The 20,258-nt window shown below is 46.4% G+C and carries 12 protein-coding genes; all 12 read left to right on the top strand.

All coding sequences use genetic code 11. The annotated features are described in order from the left end of the window. Positions 1-2 precede the first annotated feature (2 nt). The 12 genes from LNTAR_RS16505 (at position 3) to LNTAR_RS16450 (ending at position 20,248) form a co-directional block, all read left to right on the top strand. Entirely contained in the window at positions 3-3,929 is a 3,927-nt protein-coding gene (locus LNTAR_RS16505) for an FN3 associated domain-containing protein (protein WP_007279879.1), read from the top strand. 14 nt (positions 3,930-3,943) lie between these two features. Continuing rightward, the gene (locus LNTAR_RS25955; protein WP_007279878.1) at positions 3,944-8,638 is read left to right on the top strand and encodes an SGNH/GDSL hydrolase family protein; all 4,695 of its coding nucleotides are present in this window, start codon (positions 3,944-3,946) and stop codon (positions 8,636-8,638) included. 86 nt (positions 8,639-8,724) lie between these two features. Next, positions 8,725-9,855 carry a sialidase family protein gene (locus tag LNTAR_RS16495; protein WP_157473635.1) on the top strand — a complete coding sequence of 377 codons (1,131 nt, stop codon included), beginning with the start codon at positions 8,725-8,727 and terminating at the stop codon, positions 9,853-9,855. Positions 9,856-9,901: 46 nt separating this feature from the next. Then, the gene (locus tag LNTAR_RS16490; RefSeq protein ID WP_007279876.1) at positions 9,902-10,411 is read left to right on the top strand and encodes a dihydrodipicolinate synthase family protein; all 510 of its coding nucleotides are present in this window, start codon (positions 9,902-9,904) and stop codon (positions 10,409-10,411) included. Further along, positions 10,408-11,532, top strand: a complete 1,125-nt coding sequence (locus LNTAR_RS16485; protein ID WP_007279875.1) for a sialidase family protein — start codon at positions 10,408-10,410, stop codon at positions 11,530-11,532. Before LNTAR_RS16490 ends, LNTAR_RS16485 begins: the two co-directional genes overlap by 4 nt. Positions 11,533-11,785: 253 nt before the next feature. Next, positions 11,786-11,959, top strand: coding sequence for a hypothetical protein (locus LNTAR_RS16480; protein ID WP_162026416.1), 174 nt, complete (start codon positions 11,786-11,788; stop codon positions 11,957-11,959). Between the two features lie 50 nt (positions 11,960-12,009). After that, positions 12,010-13,368 carry a sialidase family protein gene (locus LNTAR_RS16475; protein WP_007279873.1) on the top strand — a complete coding sequence of 453 codons (1,359 nt, stop codon included), beginning with the start codon at positions 12,010-12,012 and terminating at the stop codon, positions 13,366-13,368. 57 nt (positions 13,369-13,425) lie between these two features. Next, entirely contained in the window at positions 13,426-13,983 is a 558-nt protein-coding gene (locus tag LNTAR_RS16470) for a glycoside hydrolase family protein (RefSeq protein WP_007279872.1), read from the top strand. Positions 13,984-14,318: 335 nt separating this feature from the next. Then, on the top strand, positions 14,319-14,900 hold the full coding sequence (locus tag LNTAR_RS16465) for an RNA polymerase sigma factor (RefSeq protein WP_007279871.1): 582 nt from the start codon (positions 14,319-14,321) through the stop codon (positions 14,898-14,900). 179 nt (positions 14,901-15,079) lie between these two features. Next, positions 15,080-17,404 carry a PSD1 and planctomycete cytochrome C domain-containing protein gene (locus LNTAR_RS16460; RefSeq protein ID WP_007279870.1) on the top strand — a complete coding sequence of 775 codons (2,325 nt, stop codon included), beginning with the start codon at positions 15,080-15,082 and terminating at the stop codon, positions 17,402-17,404. Between the two features lie 10 nt (positions 17,405-17,414). Continuing rightward, positions 17,415-18,848, top strand: coding sequence for a DUF1501 domain-containing protein (locus tag LNTAR_RS16455; RefSeq protein ID WP_007279869.1), 1,434 nt, complete (start codon positions 17,415-17,417; stop codon positions 18,846-18,848). A 2-nt stretch (positions 18,849-18,850) separates the two neighbouring features. Further along, the gene (locus LNTAR_RS16450) at positions 18,851-20,248 is read left to right on the top strand and encodes a c-type cytochrome domain-containing protein (RefSeq protein WP_007279868.1); all 1,398 of its coding nucleotides are present in this window, start codon (positions 18,851-18,853) and stop codon (positions 20,246-20,248) included. Positions 20,249-20,258: the final 10 nt, after the last annotated feature.

Below are 20,258 nucleotides of genomic sequence, written 5' to 3'. Positions count from 1 at the left end.
AGATGAAAAAAGGGCTTTTGAACTTGGCGTTATTTGGCGCACTAATCTCTACTGCATCAGCGCAGATTACGCTTAATGGGAATACAGACCACAGCGAGCAGGGGTGGGAAAAATATGGAAAACAAGAGCTTTCTATTGCTGAAGGTGTAGTCGGTATAAATGATCAAAGCACTGAAGATACGGCATCATTGTCACACCCTATTGATCCTGCCTTGCAGAGTTTAATTAGGAAACACGGTTTTGAACTCGCATTTACCTCAAGAGTTAGTGATGCTAATCCCAGTGGGACTGGGATTGAACTGCATGTAGCCAAAGCCGTGCGGCTTGTGTTAGGGCTCAATTCATACCAGAATAAGCAGAATATCTATTTCTGGGATCCAGTGGCAAAAAAGCAGCGATCGCATCAAATTGATAGCGAAGACTTTGTCCACTACCGCGTTGTTTGGACTCCGGATGCTGACGGCGGAAAAGTGTCCGTGTTTACTAACGGAGAAGAAGTTATTTCTCAATCCCACGCTATCAAACTTCAAGGTTCTGCCTCCAGTATAAAAATAGGTGGTTTGAGAGCGGGCAAGGCGCGAACTGGTAAACTTGAGCTTAGAAAGCTGACCCTCAAACCACTGGGTGGCAATTACGAAGTAATGCTCAAAGCATCCAAACCAACTGTTAAAACGGCAAAACTCAATAAGCAGGCTTTTGCTCGAGAATTCCTCGACGGCTTGTACAGCTCATTTGAGGAGATGCATTTTAACGGCTTGAGAGGTAACAAAGATTATCAAAAATTAATAAAGTTGAAGAATGATGGGGATTATGATAAAGCCTTGACTGCATTTCGTGATTATTTCCTGACAAAGCTTCGCAATCCACAAAGCTTCGGGCTTACCACAGCTGATTTAAGTGTCTATTCCAACGGAAACACAGGACTTGGTGCATGGGCCGGACCGCAATTTGATGTGAGAAGTGAGCCAGCAAGTATTTTAAAACTGGCTGATCAAATATTGGCAGGTAAGTTAGCCGGAAGAGATATTGGGAAACCAGGAACCGTCAACTGGAATTATCCGCATAAAAAAGGTGCCGTTCTTGATTACATGTCTGTACCGGATAGAGGACTTTACGATTTTTCCGCTTTTTCTCCACTAGTTCAAGCTTACCTCATCAGTGGAAACAGGGATTATGTAGAACAATACATGGCATATCTAAGTGATTGGACGGATAATGCCGATTACCTCATCAATCAACATCCATGTAAAATACCGCACTCGACCAAAAATGATCCGACAAGAGCCTTTATGCGTTTATTCGCAGCAATCGTCAATACTCCAAATAGCGACGAGCTTATAGAACCGGAACTGTTTGCTCGAGTAATTGACAAGTTACTCAAGTACACTTATTCACAAATGGCCTACCTACGCAGTAACACTCATAACTGGACTCCATCCATGGCCATTGTTATTAAAGCTTTATTATTCAATGAGTTCAAGATCTCCAGATCCTTATTTCGTGAAGGTGTTCGCCGTAATGTCGAGGACAATGCCGTTACTCAAAACCTTCGGGACGGTACTGAGAATCAACAGTGCCCGTGGTATAATGATAATTACCTACAGGTTTATCAATTCCTGCGCCTAATCGAAGCACGCTCAAACTTACCGATCTGGCGGGAAAACCTTTGGCTAAAGGAATGGCGTACCAACCCGCGCCGGCAGAACGATATTCGCGAACATCTGATGGCTAGAATCAACTACACAATCAAAAATCGTACACCCCAAAACCAATGGCCCTCACCGTGGCGTGGTGGCGATAAACGACATATGCATTTGACAGAAACCCGCATTGCCATGAGTCCGGAGGCCTTCAACGAACCGGAAAATGCCAAGATCTACCAGGCAATGACGAATCCGGGATCAGGTGTGCGGCCAGATTTAAAAGCCAACTGGTTCCCGTACGGTGGTTATAATACAATCTGGGAAGGCTGGGAAAAAGATAGCGCTTACGGTGCTCTGTTTTGCTCCCCTGTTCCAGGAGCATACGGGGCTTTTCGCAGTCGTTCCAATAATAATGTTTTTGGCCTTTCAGCATTTGGAGCAGATTTGCTGATCGATGATACAGTGGGTCACTATATGTACCCGTCAAGTCCGGTACAAGTAGATGGTAAGGATCAGTATTTCCACAAAGGGATACACAGAGTCAAGCCCCCATCAAGTCACAAGTCCTATCAGGTAAAGGCCTGGCTGGAGCCTTCTGATTTCCGTTGGCACAGTTCAGAAAAATTCAACTTGATGGAAGGTGTTTATCAGGGCAACTGGTATTCTGACGCTAAAGTTAAACACCAGCGCTTAGTCCAGTATATCCGCAACACTCCCATCTGGATTGTTACCGATCGCATGCACTCGCTAGACAACAAACCCCATGAATATAAGCAAATATGGCACATCCCCACAAAGCCGTCAAAATATGCAGCATATGCCAATGAAGATATAGTTGTTGACGCAAAAAACAACAAAATTACAGCTACCGGCAAAGGTGAAACCAACGAAACCGGCACGATGATCAAACAACCTTCGTTCTCTCTGTACACATTTAGCAATGAGCAACTTAAGTATGACAGCAAGCTGCTTGCAAATAACCCCAAGAACCACTATCAGATCTGTGCGCGCAAAGAGGTGTACCTGCGCTGGAAGGGAACTGATAGTTCCCAGCTTGTCAGCCTGCTTATCCCTCGCCAGCAGGGTGTAAGTGAAGCTGAGGTCTTTTCAGAACTGAAAATGATAAAAAACGTCGACTCAACGGGCTTCAGTGGGAAATTGGCAGACGGGCGCATTGTGGAGTACCTCTCTTCTGCTGATGACACTGTAGAGCTCTCATTGAGTAATGTCGTAGCAAATGCTAAAAGTCTTCTTGTTGTACGTACCGACAACGGATCCGTCAACCTGGTGGTTTTGGATTGTAAGGCTCTGTCTGTCAATGGGAAACTAATTGCTCTGAAAGAGAAGAATGTAGAAGTATCTGTATCTGATGACAAAACAGAAATCATCAATATCTACCGCCCAATTAAGCCTGTGGAAATATTCCCGCAGCGCAATGTGTTTATGGATTCTCTTGAAGTATCATTGCAGAGTGAAACACGAGATGTGGAAATCCGTTATACCCTCGATAATTCTGAACCAACACCTCAATCGACCTTGTACACAGTCCCATTTACGATAAAAGCAACGACAACTGTTAGAGCCCGCGCCTATCGCAAAGGTGTGAAGAATAACCCAGTAGTACTCAGCGGAACATACGCTACGGTTGTGAGCAAGGCTCATTTTGATAAGAAGACAGCTGTGGAGCCACAGGCAGATGGGGGCACTACAGTAGGGCTAAAATGCAGTTATTACGAAGGACAATGGCAACAGCTATGGATGAATCTGAATGCACTTAAACCAAAGCGAACTGGTATAGCCAAAGATGTTTTTGACTTATCTTTGATTCCGGAAAGTAATCCTAAGCTTACCACGGCGGAAGCCCCGCGTCAGAAATACTATGCTCTGAAATATGAAGGGTATATTGAGGTCCCGGAGGATGGTGTTTATACCTTCCATGCTCCAAGCGAGTATATTTACCCTAATGTTGATCAAGGATATGAATTAAATGTTTCCGTGGGAAATAGAATGCTTCCTTTTGGATGGAATAGCACAAGGAAATCTGGTCTCAACTTGTGGTATCCAGCCACAAGCCTTCATGCCTACGGGAACTGGTCAATTGCCTTAAAAAAGGGACTGCATCCAGTGAAAGTAACCTACGCCGATTGGCGCACCAATGCATCTGAACTTCTCAACGAACCCAATACAAATAAATATATCTGGGACGGAGTAAAACCCAAGCTCCTCTTTTCCGGTCCGGGCTTGAACAAACAAGCTATTCCAGCCGAATGGTTGAAGCATAAATAAAGGAGAACTTAATAGTGAAGAAACTCATTATAACAATCATATCAGGTCTGATTTTTGCGACAGCTTTGTCGGCAAAAGAGACCCCTGTATTTAAAGATGGGGAACGGGTGCTCTTCCTCGGTGACAGTATTACCCGGGCGGGCGGTTGGCATTCGCGGATCGCGCTGTTCTACGAGACACGCTATCCGAACCGCCGTGTCAACTGGCTTAATGCCGGCATCAGCGGCGACACCTCGGCCGGCGCGGTGAAGCGCCTGCAATGGGACGTATTCGAGCGTAAGCCGAACAGCGTCGTGATCATGCTCGGTATGAACGATGCGGCACGAGGGGACCTGCCCAAGGAACTCGGCATGGGCGAGATTGGCAGTGACAAGCGGGTCGCGGAGTATGCGAAGAACATGCGTAACCTTGTTGAAAAGCTTCAGGCCGCCAAAGTGGGCATCATCCTCTGTACGCCGAGTCCCTACGACTCCACCGTCAAGCTGAAGACGCCGGGCAATCCGGCCGCCAACGAAGCACTCACCAAGATGGCTAGCTTCTGCCGCGAACTGGCGAAAGAGTTTGATCTACCCCTGGTCGATTTTAACGGTCCTATGAATGCCATCAATACAGCCTACCAGAAGACAAAACCGACCTTCACGCTGATAGGTGGCGATCGTGTCCATCCCGGGGCACTGGGCTGCACAGTCATGGCTCACCTTTTTCTTAAGGCGCAAGGAGCTTCTGGTCTCATTAGCGAAGTGATGATCGATGCTGCTGAAAATAAGGTCACAAAGGAGGAAAATGCCAAGGTCGCCGACTTGAAAGTCAAGGACGGTGCGGTCTCATTCTCCTTAACTGAGAAAGCCTTGCCAATGCCGTTTGAAGGGGATTCCCGTCAGGCCCTGAAACTTTCCCCGGAGAATGAATTACTCAAGGCTATGGCCAAACTCGAGCGACCGGCTGATGCCCATACCCGCATGGGGGCAACCCTCGGCGCTGCCAAAAACGGGGTGGGGCTTGAGTTTGATCCGGCCAACAGTACTGCTTGGGACGACATCTACTGGCGCGACCACCTGCACCGGCAACTGTTCTCCGTACGCGGGTTGCCGGAGGGCGAATACGAACTGAGGATTGATGATAAGCTTATTGGTCGTTGGTTCAACGACGATCTGGCTATGCGGATCAACCTTTCCGGTCTGCGCACGACACCACAGTATCAGCAGGTGAAAAAGGTATCGGAATTTCACGACAAGCGTCATAAAACAGCTTCCTATGCCCCCCGCATGATAGCCTATACCCGGCACTTTGCTCTTGACCCATTCAATATTGACACATCTAACGCGGATGCAGTTAAAATCTATCTTGAAAAGCTGATTGCTGATCCGACAGCCAAAGACCGCGTCGAGCTGGGTGGCTACACCCAGTCCATGGCTAAACAATACCTAAAACACAAGCCTAAGGAGGAGAAAACCGTTAATGAAATAGCCTCCGTCGACGATGAAATTTACAGGCTGAATACGCCTACCATTCATCGTTACGAGTTACGCCCTGTGACCCATCCTATTAGTTCTGAAGCACGTCAAAAAACCTTTGATCAACGTCGCACACCTGAGCAACTTGCGAAGCTTGCAAAGGACTTTTGCAAGCTTCTAGTTCTTGACAATGCTGGATTGCTGCGTACCAACCTACGCCGCAGACCTGGACTGCAAAAAGTAGCTAAGCTGGCCAAGGGTGGAAAACCCGTGGAAGCGCTCAACTCCTATCGTGATTACCTTTTCGATAAACTACGCAACGCTGCCGCCTACGGACTACCTGGCGAGTTATTGGATCCATACAAGAAATTGATCAAGCTCAAGAATAAAGACAAGGTTGTGGCTCGAGCTCAGGAGTTACTGGCAGGCAGAATTCTGCCCGACACGGCTCCGATGCAGCCAGGAAGCGTCTGGCTACCACGGCCGAAGGAAGCGGGGACCGGTGCTTCTAATCCCTGGACGCCCAAGACATTTCAACCCCTGGCTGAGGCTTACCTGATGACCGGTGAGGCCCGTTACCTTCAAAAATGGATTGACTACCTCGACGGCTGGGCCATGTTCGAAGACACGGACGACCATATTCGGGGCACCGACATCTCCGACTCTGACAGCCATTCCATAAGTCAAGTTCTGGCCATCTACAAGATCCTCGGCGGCATCGCCCGGATGCAACCAGCGGCTCAAACGGAGTTTCCCGCCGACAGTCTGGCCCGGATCCTATCCAAGTGCATCCGTGTTTATCTTCCGCTCTCCATTGTCTACCACGATAGCAATCCACAGAACTGGACACCGGGAAATACAGCTTACCAGATGAAGGTCGCCGCGCTCATGGATGAATTCCGGGCCGCAGAAACCATCTTCAACCGCGCTCGCCATCGCCACGAAAACTACGGCACCATCCAAAATCTGCCCGATGGCGGCGAGACGGAGCATGCCCTCTGGTACAACGCGCACTACTTCCATGGCGCCATAGAACCGATCAAACTTGTTGATTCGCGGCGCCATGCTACGGCCATCAACAAGGCTTTCTGGGAAGCACCAATTCTCTCTGCCGATTGGAAGTTCATGCAGAGAGACAAAATCATTCAGCGCGCCCGTTATTTTCTGCAGATGTTAAGCCCCCAAAGCAAATACCCCATCGGCAACCGTAGTGATAACCGTACATTGCCTGACTGGATGTCTGCAGCACTGGTGGAATACGCCCTGCTCAACGGTGCACCCGACCTTCAAGTGTTACTGAATACCTTTCGCGGCAATACCGCCTCTGGCCTACCGGACTTCACCATGTCCGGTTTCCCCTACAGCGGTAGCTGGATCATGCGCAAGGGCTGGGGCAAGGAGGACGGCTACGCCCACTTCTTCTCTTCACCCTATCCCGTTGGCGGCCACGCTATGCGTGGCATGAAAAGCAATAACGGCTTCTGGCTCTCCGAAGCAGGGCAGGACCTGTTGGTGTCCGGTAGTTTCGGTGCTTATAGTAACGATCGTTCCCCCCTACGTGTTGACGGCAGGGAACAGTTTGCTCTCGCCGGCATCGGCAACCCCGGTATCAACAAAAATCACAAGGGCTTCAGCGTTGCCTACATCGACCCCCAGCCCGCTGACTGGCGCTCGCACTCGAGTGTGAATTTCGACTTCGCCGAAGGTGTCTATTCAGGGCCCTACGGAGATTCCATCGATGACCATCACGACAACAAAGACTACCGCTCCGGATTTCTCGCGGAGCGTGCCCGGGAGGTCATTACCGGGGTTACCCACCAGCGCCAGGTCTTCCACGTCAAGAACCCCGACCTGTGGATTGTGGTTGACCGCCTGAAGAGCCAAGGTCCCCACGAATACACCCTGGACTGGTATCTGCCGGCTCCCTTGACCCAGAAGAGCAAGAACCGCTATAAGCCCAAAACCTTTGCCGCTAGCAACATCTTCATTGATGACGCTTTGCAGACCGTGACTACCAGCGCAGCAGACATGCCCAACCTGCGTATCCGCCACTTCGGCCCAAAACTTAATTTGAGCAGAAATCTAGTGAATGGCGAGGCCGTTAAGAATGACTACACCTACAAGTACAGAATGTATGACCTCTGGCGCCTCAGCGGCACTTGGCAAAGCAGTGGCAACGACGTCATCATTTCCCTGATTGAAGCTTTGCCCAAAGGTGGTACCACGAAGATTAAAAATGCCCAGAATACAGAGTCTGGTTTTGAAGCAACATTAGCAGAAGGACAACGGCTGCAGTTTAACGCTACTGAAGCCAATGTAACGCTGACTATTGACGGCCGAATGCTGGTACTTGGTGAGGAGAGCTTCGAAGCACAGGGCAAGCAGCGCACTCCGGTTTACCGCCCGATCGCACCGGTCCGAATCGACCCGGTCCGGAATGTCATCGCCGGCGCCACGCCCGTTACGTTGGCTTGCCCCACGTCCGGAGTGGATATCCGCTACACCCTCGACGGTTCTGAACCGACCATTCACTCGCCACTCTACACTGCGCCATTTACCATCGACAACAGCGTCACCGTCAAAGCCCGCGCCTTTCGTAAGGGGTTAACCGCTACCCCGACGAACCTGGCCGGCACGCACGCTACCGGCACGCGAGTTGCGCATTACAAACTTGTTAAAGCGCTCGATCCAGTCGCACCACTTAACGATAAGCGCTACAAAACGGGGCTCAAGGCCGACTACTATGAGGGCGACTGGAAGGATCTGGCCTTCTTTCCGGAACGGGTGAAACCTAAACGAACCTTTAACGCCCGTTGGCTCTTCGACCGCTGCCAACCCAGCACCGACAAGACCTTCGGCTGGACTTATTCGGGATATATCAGCATCCCTGAAGACGGCATTTACACCTTTTATGCTCCGGAGGAGATGCTCACTTCGCCGCAGGAACCGGGTTATAATCTTCGCCTGTTTGTCGGCCAGGAACTGCTCTGGAACAATCGCCCCAGCGGCCAGCTCAACGAATGGTATCCGGCTACCACCCGACATGCTTACGGCACCTGGAGCATCGCTTTGAAGAAAGGGCTGCACCCTGTCAAGGTCAGCTATGTCGATTACCGACAGGATGCGGTTGAACGCCTGAACCACCCAGGTTTAAGGCTGAACACTATTTGGGTTGGCTCACTTCCTAAACTTAAAGTTTCCGGTCCGGGATTAGAATTACAGCCTATACCAAACAACTGGTGCTTTAAAAATTAGTTCTCTGAACTCAAACAAAAATATTTTAATAACAAAAAAAGGATAAAAATATGAACATTTATTTTACCAGTTTTAAGGAGATCAAGATGAATAAAGTTGAGTATCGTAGTAACAGATTGAGTCATATGAAATTATTAAAGATATTATCATTATGGATGTTTATTGGAACAGCATCATATGGTCAATCAACCCCTGTTTTTACAAGTGGGCAAGAGGGATATAAAAGCTTTCGTATACCAGCCATTATTAGTACTCATTCCGATACATTATTAGCTTTTTGTGAGGGACGTGTGAATGGCCTTAGTGATACAGGGAATATTGATATGGTGATGAAGCGCTCAGATGATGGTGGTAAGACCTGGTCTAAGCTTGAGGTGCTCTGGAATGATGAGTCTAATGTCTGTGGAAATCCATGTCCTGTCGTTTTGGAAAGTGGTGAAATTTTATTACTAATGACCTGGAATCATGGTAGTGAACATGAAGGGCATATAAAGAGTGGGACGTCAAAACATGGCGGGCGAGTTCCTTATGTTATGAGTTCCAAAGATAATGGTAAGACCTGGTCAAAACCACGTGATATATCAGTCATGGCAGACAAAGATAGTTGGGGCTGGTATGCAACAGGACCTGGTAATGCAATTCAAATGCAACATGGTAAATATAAGGGGCGTATAGTCGTGCCATGTGCAGATTCGGATCTTAAAAATCATTATGATGCACATGCAATTTATAGTGATGATGATGGTAAGACCTGGAAATATAGTGGCCAAGTTGGAGCAGGAGCAAATGAGAGTTGTATTCTTGAACTAGGCGATGGAACACTGGTTTTGAATAGTCGTCAACAGACTAATAAATCTGGTAGTCGCGGTCAGGCAATTAGTAAGGATGGTGGGGTAACTTGGATTAATTTTACTAACAAAACACCGTTAAAGGACCCAACTTGTCAGGCAGCATTCATCAGCTATGATCATAAGAATACATTATTATTTATGAATCCACAGGGCAGGGGACGCAGTGATGGTATTGTTCAACTCAGTAGTGATGCAGGTAAAACCTGGAAACCACTGCTGGTATTACCCAAAGGTTTCTTTGCTTATTCCAGTATGACCGTAATGGGCAATGGTGATATTGCACTGATCTATGAAGCAAGTGGCTATCGGACTATTCCATTTACACTCATTACTGCAGATCAAGTTAAGCAGGTTCTAAGTAAATAATAAAAATTAAAGCAATTTGCGATGGTATAATGAAAGGTAAAAAATAATGAAATTGTCAGGATTAATATCAGCACCTTATACGCCAATGGATAAAGATGGAAATATTTGTTTTGATCGGATACCAGCCTATGCAGAATCACTCAAGCATAATGGCATTACGGGAGTATTTGTGAATGGCACTACAGGAGAAGGGATGGATCTGTCCCTCGATGAACGAAAAGCAGCCGCAAAATGCTGGATCTCACATAAATTACCTGATTTCAAAGTAATCATTCATGTTGGTGAGAACTCTCTTTTAAATGCATGTCATTTAGCAAAACATGCGAATGAATCTGGGGCTGATGCAATCGGTGTGATGATGCCTTTGGAGTCAGGCAAAATGACTTTAGAAGACTCTCTTCAGACCGAGAGCTCCCCTTTGAATGGGATGGAAAACAAGTGCCGGTGGAGGTTCCCGTTGAGTTGTGCTCTTCGTTTGGGGATATTGCGGCTGTTGAATTTTCTGAAGCGCATTTCATGTCGCGAACCTGCAGTGAGAAAGGAGAATAACCTATGAATTATCGTCATTTTTGCATTGGAATGGTGTGTTTGCTGTTTTTAATGCCAACGAGCGTTTATTGCCAGCAACCATACGAGCCGTATCTTGACTTTTCCAAAGATACATCAAAACATGTGGTGATCGCGGCGGGAACACCCACGGTTTATCAGGGGCATCCCACCAGTGTGCTGCTTGCGGACGGGAAGACCATGTTCTGTGTTTGGTGTCAGGACCACGGCGGCAACTGTGGTCCATTTGCCTTGAGTAAGGATGCCGGAAAAACATGGAAGCGGGTGGACGATCGCCTGCCGAAAGAATTCAGGAAATCCAGAAACTGTCCTACAATTTTTCGCATGCGGGACATGCGGGGAAAAGAGCGTCTGTTCATTTTCTCACAGGGGAATTGGAATAAAGAGAAACGTCGTTATACTGAACTCATACGGGTTATGAGTGAGGACCAGGGAAATACCTGGAAGATGATGCCGACCATTCCCCTAACCGCGGTTATGCCGTTCACCACAATGATAAGGCTGAAAGACGGTTCATACCTTGCCCAGTACAACGACCGTCATTGGGAGACTGGAAAGCTATGGAACCGCATCTTCCAAATCAAGTCTTCAGATGGCGGAATTACCTGGGGCAAGTCACGTTGCGTTGCCCAAAGCAATAAGATGAATCTTTGTGAACCCTTTCTACTGCGTTCACCGGATGGGGAAGAAATATGTTCGATACTACGCGACAACGTAGGTGGGGCTTTGAGCAAACTAATTTTCAGCAAAGATGAAGGCAAAAGCTGGAGTCCTATGGAGGAATCGTCCTGGGGACTTACCGGTCACCGTCATCATGGTGTGCAGCTGGAGGACGGACGCTGGATAATCGCTTTTCGGGACAGAGCTCCACACAGTCCTTCAATGAATAACTTTGTAGCCTGGATCGGAACCTATGATGATATAAAGAACAAGCTACCCGGTAAACGCATCAAGCTGTTGCACAGCTTTCAACATAGTGATTGTGGATATGCATCACTTTCCCTTCTGCCGGACAAAGGCATTTTTGCCGTGACCTACATCAAGTATAAACCGGACAGGGATAAGCATTCTATTGTCGGCGTACGATTGAGTCATACTGATCTCAAATAGAAGGGCTGGAAGGTTCCCGATATTCGCATCTCGGGTCCAGACCTCGGTAAACAGGAGATTCCCAGAGAGTGGTACCATCAACCACGCTCTTGAACCCTAACCCTTGGAACTGAACTCGGGACGGTTCACACTGGCAAAATGTTGAAACAAGACTAAGTAAGTTATGGGGGACAGGATACTTTTTAAGTTATGGGGGACAGGATACTTTTTGAAAATGATGAGTGTTTTTGGGTTTTCTTTGACGATCTTAGTTATGGGGGACAGGATACTTTTTGATGTCGACTACCGCCAAGATGCCGTCGAGCGCCTGAACCACCCAGGTTTAAGGCTTAACACTATTTGGGATGGTTCTCTTCCTAAACTTAAAGTTTCAGGTCCGGGATTAGAATTACAGTCTATACCAAACAACTGGTACTTTAAAAATTAGTTCTCTGAACTCAAACAAAAATATTTTAATAACAAAAAAAGGTTAAAAATATGAATATTCGTATGATAACAACACTATTAGCGACCGCACTACTGTCAAGCGTCTCCGCACAGGTATCTTTGACCGGATCTAAGGACTTGGCAAAACAAGAAGGGGATATCACCATGGATGAAATGGTCGCCAGAACACTGGTCATCTCCGCAGCCGAAAAGGAACGGCTGACCGACTTGGAGGTCAACGGCATCCTGACGGTAAAGCCTGTCGCACTTCCGGTAGGCCCACACCTCAAAGGAAAGAATCATCATCTTGGCTGGCCGGTCGGAATCAAGATTGGCAAGACACTGCTATGTGCCTACCATCAGACGCTGAGACATCATGGTGGTGGGCCGAGTCAAGATGCCAATAGTAGTGATGCGGTAATTGTTCGTTCAACTGATGGCGGCAACACATGGTCGGATCCCATCGATATTAGACAATTCGGCACAAGTGAAAAGGCAATGGTTCTGAACTTTGGAAACTGCTTCGGTATTCTAGATGGGAAGATCTTTCTCGCCACCAAGTATGGTTTGTACCGCTCAGAGGACGAAGGCAAGAGTTGGACGCTCCTCCCGGATGCTTTGACCCAGGATCAGACGGGACACAAGTACACGGAGAACTTCGGGCCGCGCATGATTGTTCATCCGGACAGAGGGCTCGTCATACCAGTCGGAGTCGAGCGATCTCCGTACATCGACATGTACTCCTCCAAAGATGAAGGCCTAACTTGGACCCATGAGAGGGTCACACTCTCTGACAAAATACATCCGCTGGAGCCAACAGCCATCTATCACGACGGCCGGCTCATCTTCCTCACAAGGAATCATACACTTCCATTCAAGTGGCATCAGCAATTAAGAGAAACCCAGCGGCCTGCCATGCTGGTCTCAGACACGGGCTGGTTCCCGATGACGCATCAGCAGTTGACCAACATATCTTCCTACCGTTGGCCTGACACGACCGATGTCGATTTCAACCCCGTGACCAAGCGGTTCGAGGCAGTGGTTACGAACAGGAGCGGCGGAGCCGAGAAGGATGAGAAGAACGAGAGGCATGAACAAACGGTTAACCTGTGGTCGCTCTCGCAGGAAGACATGTACGCAGGACGTGCCGACAAATGGCGGTTCGAAGGAACACTCCTGCGATTAAAGTCGGGTATGCTTGGCATCGCTGCTGACGATATCGATGCCGCTCACCCTGGCGGAGCAGTGATTGACGAAGATGAAGGCGTGCAACACATATTCATCTACTGCGGCCGGTACTCAACTCCTGCAGGGATCTACAGGATTTCACGGACCCTTGACACCAACAAACTCAGAGAAGCCATGAGCCAACAAGGATCTGAAGGCGACACGGTAAACCGCGCGCCTTAGCTCAGGCGTTATATTTTATAAAATTTTGGAAATATTCATACAAAACGGACAGTACTAATGAAAGACATGACATTGAACTATCACTTGATGCATCCCGGCGGAGACAGTCGCCCGGGCGACCCCAACGCAGCCTTCTACCTTGATGGAGTTTACCATCTGCATTATATTCTCAGGCACCCGTGGCAGGATGACTATTCCTTCAGCTTCGTGCATGTTACCAGTCCCGATATGCTGCATTGGACTTGGCAGACTACAAAACTCCAGCCCTCATTCACAAGGCATGGAATGTTCAGTGGAACCGGATTTATTACTAAAGAAGGACAAGCGGCAGTCATATACCACGGGCAAGGGTCGGAGCGGAACCATATTGCTATCGCAAAAGACCAGGCCCTTTCTGAATGGGAGAAACCCTATCCGGTCGAGGTGCGCAATCCCGACAGCAGCGAAGCAAAGATCGACAGTCACTGGGATCCTGATTGCTTTTTAATCGGCGATACCTACTACTCAATCTCTGGAGGACAAATGCAAAATTTTACCTGTCCCCCAAATCTTCTAAATCTTCTCCGTCCCCCAAATCTCCAGTCCCCCAAATCTCCCCAAATCTCAAAAATATAAAAATTGTTTTTTATTAAGCTAGATACGACGACCACGGCTAATCACGTGGATGAATACACAATCTTGCCACAAGGAGATTATTGTGAATATAATAAATCGCTCTTAATAAATCTCTTTCATCACGCAGGAAACGAAACCAATTCTCATGATTCCATAAATCATTCTCGCTTAATAGAAGGGCTATCGATTGTAAACCGGCGGACCAGTTTGATAGTTAAAAAGAAAAAATAATAATTTTTATTGTTTAGTGAAAGATTTCATAAGCAGGCCCGTTGATAATAGTATAAGCCCTAAAAAAAGTCATTATAAAATTAGACTAAAAGAAATTTTGAAATATGAACAATACATTACACACACACGAAACTTTGCTCATGCGTCTGCAAAAAAACATGGATTCATGGGATGAATTTACACTGGCCTACGAACGCTATATTTACCTCATCATTCGCGCCATGAGAATCAATCATCACGATGCCGAAGACCTTACACAGAATGTTTTACTCAAAGTTTGGAAAAATATTTCTGAATACCAGTACAACCCTGACCACGCTCGCTTCCGGACATGGCTTTCCAGAATATGCCGCAACCAAGTTATTGATTTTATCAGAAAACAAAAAACTGAAAAAACGAAGCGCGAAAAAAACTATTCTGAGATCGAAGAAATCACTCAGCCTCAAGTAGAAGCACTCGCAGAAGAAGAATGGAAAGCCCACGTCAGTACTGCTGCTTGGGATAATATTCAAAAAGACTTCAAGAGCGAAGCCACCACCTGCTTTGAAATGATCAATGACGGTCTAGCGGTTGCGGAAATCGCAAAAAAACTCAATCTCTCCGAGAGTTCAGTCTACGTCTACTCAAAACGAGTTCGTGATCAACTTGTCTCCGAAGTTAGACGCTTAAACAACTCCTGGAATTAAGCGCTCACAAAAATAAAATTTACAAAAAAATCAAAATACAAAAACTTCAATCAATGAAAAAATGTCGCATTTCAACAATTCATATTGTTTAGAATTAACAATCTAATCTCAGAAATGAAGTAATATCATCCTCAACTCCGCACTTATAAGCTTAACTTAAAAAAATAAATCTAGAACTTATGAATAAACTCTTCAATCACATTTTAATAACTACAAGCCTTTGCTTGAGTGCTTATGCAGAAATTGACTTCAACCGCGACATACGTCCTATCTTTAACCGTTCCTGCACAGGCTGTCATGGAGGAGTCAAAAAAGCTGGGGGGCTCAGTCTCATCACCAAAGAAGAAGCTTACGGCAAAACCGAGCATGGCATTGGCATTGTTCCCGGTAAAGCTGAAGAAAGTATGCTCTACAAACTCATTACTCACGAAGATCCCTCCAGACGCATGCCCTTTGAAAAGACTCCTCTCACAGCAGAAGAAATCACCCTCATCCGTGACTGGATCAACGATGGGGCTCAATGGGATGAACACTGGTCCTATATGCCTATTAAAAACTTCACTCCTCCTGCGAACTCCGCAAAAACTGATATTGATAAATTCCTTAAACGCAAACTCGACGAAAAAAAGCTTCTGATTAATACTGAGGCAGATAAAAATACACTCATTCGTCGTACTTTCCTCGACCTCATTGGCATGCCTCCCACTGAAGAGGAATTTTTGCGCTTCCAGCAAAGTTCTCATAAAGAGATGGTGGACTACCTCTTGGCTTCTCCAAAATATGGTGAAAAGTGGACTTCTATGTGGCTCGATCTCGCACGCTATGCTGATACCATGGGCTACGAAAAAGATCCCCACAGAAACATTCACGACTACAAAAGCTGGTTGATCAAAGCCTTTAACAAAGACCTGCCCTATGACCAGTTCATTACTGAACAACTTGCGGGTGACATGTTAGCAAATCCTAGTAACGATCAACTCATTGCCACCGCCTATCACCGCAATACCCAAACCAATACCGAGGGTGGCACTAGTGACGAGGAATTTCGTACTGCAGCCGTCATGGACCGAACCGTCAATACTTGGGAAGCCCTCATGGGAACTTCATTTGGATGTGTGCAATGTCACAGCCACCCCTACGATCCCATTGATCACAATGAATATTTTGAGTTCATGAGTTTTTTCAACAACACCGCTGATAATGACCAGCAAAATGACTTCCCCACCTTGCTGCTTCAGAGTCAAGAACAAAAAGAACTCGTGGCTAAACTTCAGCCAGAGCTCAATGCCATGCGCCAGAAAGAAAAAGAACTTGATAATAAGATCAAAAGCTTGGAAGTCGAAAAAGCTACAGAGAAAAATGACGCGGCAACAGCTGCCCAAAAGGAAAAAGTCGACAATCAGAAAGATCTCCTTACTCAACTCAAAAAAGAGCTCGCTGAACTTAAAAAGAAAAGCAAACAGGTTCAAAACCGTATTAATCATGCGAAGCGAAATAAAGTTCCGATTATGAAAGAGCTTGATAAGCCAAGAGAAACACACGTTTTCATTCGTGGCAACTGGGAAGATCATGGCGAGAAAGTTTCCCCTGGAGTTCCAAAAATCATGAATGAATTTCCTAAAGGTGCTCCGAAAAATCGCCTCGGTTTAAGCCAATGGCTTACTGCACCAGAGAATCCCCTCGTCAGTCGAGTTGCCGTTAATCGCATCTGGGAGCAACTCTTTGGCTACGGTATCGTCGAAACTTTGGAGGACTTTGGTTCACAGGGCAAAAAGCCTTCACACCCTGAATTACTCGATCACTTGGCCTATAATTTCATGGATCAACATAAGTGGTCAATAAAATCTCTTATCAAAGAAATTGTCAGCACTGAGGCCTACAAAAGAAGCTCCCATGTGAATCCACAGGACTTAGAGAAAGATCCGCGCAATATGTACTTGGCCCGTTTCCCTAGAGTGCGCTTAACCCCAGAGCAAATTCGCGACCAAGCTCTTCGTGCTTCAGGTTTACTCAGTGAAAAAATGTATGGTCCTTCAGTGATGCCCTACCAACCCGACGGCGTCTGGCAAACTGTCTATAGTGGCCACAAATGGCAAACTCCACAAAATGAAGATCGCTATCGCCGCGCGCTCTACACCTACTGGAAACGCACAAGTCCTTACCCGGCCATGGAAACCTTTGACATGACTCCTCGCGAGAACTGCACAACTCGCCGCATTCGTACCAACACTCCTCTCCAAGCTTTGGTCACACTCAATGACCCTGCCTTCATGGAAATGGCTACTGAATTGGGCAAAAAAATGGGAGCTCAACAAGGTGATTTCTCGGCTAAAATCAACAAGGGCTTTCACTTACTCCTAGTTCGTCAAGCGACGAAACAAGAAATTGAAATTCTCCAAGAAATTTTCACAGAGACAAAAAAATCCGGCAAAAAAGATCATGAGTGCTGGGCCGTCATTGGCAACATCATGCTTAACCTCGATGAAACAGTCAATAAAATTTAAGGAGTCAATGATGAATAAAAAAACGACTTTAAACCGCCGCTCCTTTCTTGGAGCCTCAGCAGGACTTATGGGCGCCAACTCCCTCATGGGTCAATCCATTGCCGATGGCACACGCAATACAAATAACCCGGGTGGCACTCGCGCCCCTCATTTCCAAGCAAAAGCCAAGCGCGTTATTTTCCTGCATATGGCTGGTGGCCCTTCTCATTTAGAAATGTTCGATTACAAACCCACCCTCAAAAAATTTGATGGCAAGCCCTGCCCGCAAGAACTCCTAGAAGGTAAAAAACTCGCCTTTGCCAAAGGCACGCCGAACATGCTAGGTCCACAAGCTGAGTTCAAGCAATATGGCCAAGATGGAACTTGGGTTTCTGAACGCCTACCCTACTTCAGTAAAATTGTTGATGAAGTCACCATGATAAAATCCATGACTACGAGTCAATTTAATCATGCTCCTGCTCAAATTCTCATGCATTCAGGTTATCAACTTCTTGGTCGACCTAGTTTAGGTTCATGGTTATCTTACGGCTTAGGATCAGAAAATAATAATATGCCTGGCTTTGTGGTTCTCACTTCCGGCGGGAAAAACCCCTCTGCAGGTAAAAGTGTTTGGGGGAGCGGTTTTCTCCCAAGTGTTTATCAAGGCGTAAAATGTCGCAGCACTGGGGAACCCGTACTCTTCTCCAAAAACCCGAAGCATATTGACGATATCTTACGCAAAAAGACCATAGGCACCATTAATCGCCTTAACAAACTTCAATACGATCAACACAATGACCCCGAGACTCTCACGCGCATGGCTCAATACGAAATGGCCAACCGTATGCAACAAGTCGCGCCTCAAGTCATGGATCTTAAACAAGAACCCCAATACATCCGTGACCTTTATGGCATTCAAGAAGGAAAAGCTTCTTTCGCCAACAACTGCCTTCTCGCTCGTCGCCTCATTGAAAACGACGTACGCTTTGTTCAACTCTACGATTGGGGTTGGGATACCCATGGCAATGCCAAACAAACTGATTTACACAATGGCTTTGTCGACAAATGTCGTGATATTGATCGCCCCATTTACGCCCTACTCAATGACCTCAAAGCTCGTGGACTTCTAGAAGACACCCTCGTCGTTTGGGGTGGTGAATTTGGTCGTACTCCTTTCCGCGAAAATCGCGGTGGTAAATATGGCCAATGGATCGGTCGAGATCACAGTCCTAACGCTTTCACCATGTGGATGGCAGGCGCCGGTGTTAAAAAAGGTTTCAACTACGGAGAAAGTGACGAAACGGGCTACAACACCGGATCTGATCCCGTGGAAGTCTACGACCTTCAGGCAACGATACTCCATCTCATGGGTTTTGATCACGAGCGACTCACCTACCCCTTCCAAGGACGGGACTTCCGTCTCACCGATATCTTTGGTCGCGTCATCCATAAAATTTTGGCTTAATCATGAAGAATTTACTTTTTACCTCACTCATTCTCGGTATCAGTTCATCTCTTTTTGCCAGTAGCGAACATTCCAATCGCAAGCTCACTTATGGCGATGACCTCATCCCCCTCTTTGAACAAAATTGCATCAAATGCCACGGGGGTCCTGACTTGCGTCGCAAAGGTCGTATCATGAAAAAAGGTGGCCTCGATCTCACCAAAATTGATTCCGTCAAGGAAGCAATCGAAGCTGGCAAACCCAAGGACAGCTTACTCTATTCGCTTACAGTAACTGATGACGAAGACGAAATCATGCCTCCCAAAGGCCGCCACCTAAGTACTTCAGAGGCTCAACTCATCTATAAATGGATTGAACAAGGTGCGGACTTCGCAAACTTTGTCTACGTTCCCAAAGAACAATCCCGCTATGCTATCCTCGTGGATAAGGCCAAACCTGCCCCAGAGGAACTGCTTAGCGAACTTAGCAAAACTGGAGCTATTATCACACGAGTAAGTGATCAAGGAGCTTTATTGCGCGCCAACTTAAGAACATTAAATCTCAGCGAAAATTTAAAAGTCCTTTTAAGCAAAGCAGCTCCTTACATTTCTGATCTCGATTTAAGTCATATTGATGGAGAAATAACTGACTTAAAATTTTTACATGAAGCCAACAACCTTACTGAAATCAATCTAAGTTCATCTAATATTTCAAATGAAGCTATTCAGTCCATTAGCCATTTGCCAAATTTAGAAAAAATTAATCTTTATAAGACTAAAATCAGTGATGCAAAAATGTTTACGGACTTCGCAGCCTTAAGAACTCTCAACCTTTCCATGACTCAAGTACGCCAAGCTGAAGTCAAGACTTTAAAGGAAAGTAAGCCTCAACTTAATATAAATTATATGAAGCTACCACGCTTAGCTCCCGTTAAACCATTGGCGAGCCCCGCTCCTAATAAAGCGGTAAACCCAATTAAAAACACAGTCATTACTGCTGACTGGTCATTATTACGAAAAGATGATTTTGGCACAAAGCAATCCAATACTCTAATAAATAGCTCATTTGAAAATTACACCTGCCCCAAACACTTTGTGAAAGACCCCAGAGTCAAAGATCATGACTTCCTGATGATTTTTGATCCTAAATCACTCAGTATCACCTACGATAAACTTGACCAAAGTAAAGCTCATAAGCTCACCCTTCATCTTGTTTCGCCTGGGGGTAATCGCAACATAAACGTATTGATCAATGGCCACACTATTGAGCAAAACTTTGATCTACCTAAAAATCAGCTCATCATCAAAGATCTTTACATAAAATCAGAACACATCAAAAATAATCAAATCAAACTCGAAATCCAGAAAAACAGCGGTGCCAACGCCGTCCTATCTTACACAGAACTTTACGAGAAAAAATGATCGCCTCTAG

Origin of the sequence: Lentisphaera araneosa HTCC2155, assembly GCF_000170755.1 — a bacterium.
Lineage (GTDB): Bacteria > Verrucomicrobiota > Lentisphaeria > Lentisphaerales > Lentisphaeraceae > Lentisphaera > Lentisphaera araneosa.
The sequence above is the reverse complement of the archived record's forward strand: the minus strand, read 5'-3'. Positions and strand labels throughout refer to the sequence as shown.

Coding starts and splice junctions, on each gene's coding strand:
- LNTAR_RS16505 (WP_007279879.1), top strand. CDS start 3: ATGAAAAAAGGGCTTTTGAACTTGGCGTTATTTGGCGCACTAATCTCT.
- LNTAR_RS16495 (WP_157473635.1), top strand. CDS start 8,725: ATGAATAAAGTTGAGTATCGTAGTAACAGATTGAGTCATATGAAATTA.
- LNTAR_RS16490 (WP_007279876.1), top strand. CDS start 9,902: ATGAAATTGTCAGGATTAATATCAGCACCTTATACGCCAATGGATAAA.
- LNTAR_RS16485 (WP_007279875.1), top strand. CDS start 10,408: ATGAATTATCGTCATTTTTGCATTGGAATGGTGTGTTTGCTGTTTTTA.
- LNTAR_RS16480 (WP_162026416.1), top strand. CDS start 11,786: ATGGGGGACAGGATACTTTTTGATGTCGACTACCGCCAAGATGCCGTC.
- LNTAR_RS16475 (WP_007279873.1), top strand. CDS start 12,010: ATGAATATTCGTATGATAACAACACTATTAGCGACCGCACTACTGTCA.
- LNTAR_RS16470 (WP_007279872.1), top strand. CDS start 13,426: ATGAAAGACATGACATTGAACTATCACTTGATGCATCCCGGCGGAGAC.
- LNTAR_RS16465 (WP_007279871.1), top strand. CDS start 14,319: ATGAACAATACATTACACACACACGAAACTTTGCTCATGCGTCTGCAA.
- LNTAR_RS16460 (WP_007279870.1), top strand. CDS start 15,080: ATGAATAAACTCTTCAATCACATTTTAATAACTACAAGCCTTTGCTTG.
- LNTAR_RS16455 (WP_007279869.1), top strand. CDS start 17,415: ATGAATAAAAAAACGACTTTAAACCGCCGCTCCTTTCTTGGAGCCTCA.
- LNTAR_RS16450 (WP_007279868.1), top strand. CDS start 18,851: ATGAAGAATTTACTTTTTACCTCACTCATTCTCGGTATCAGTTCATCT.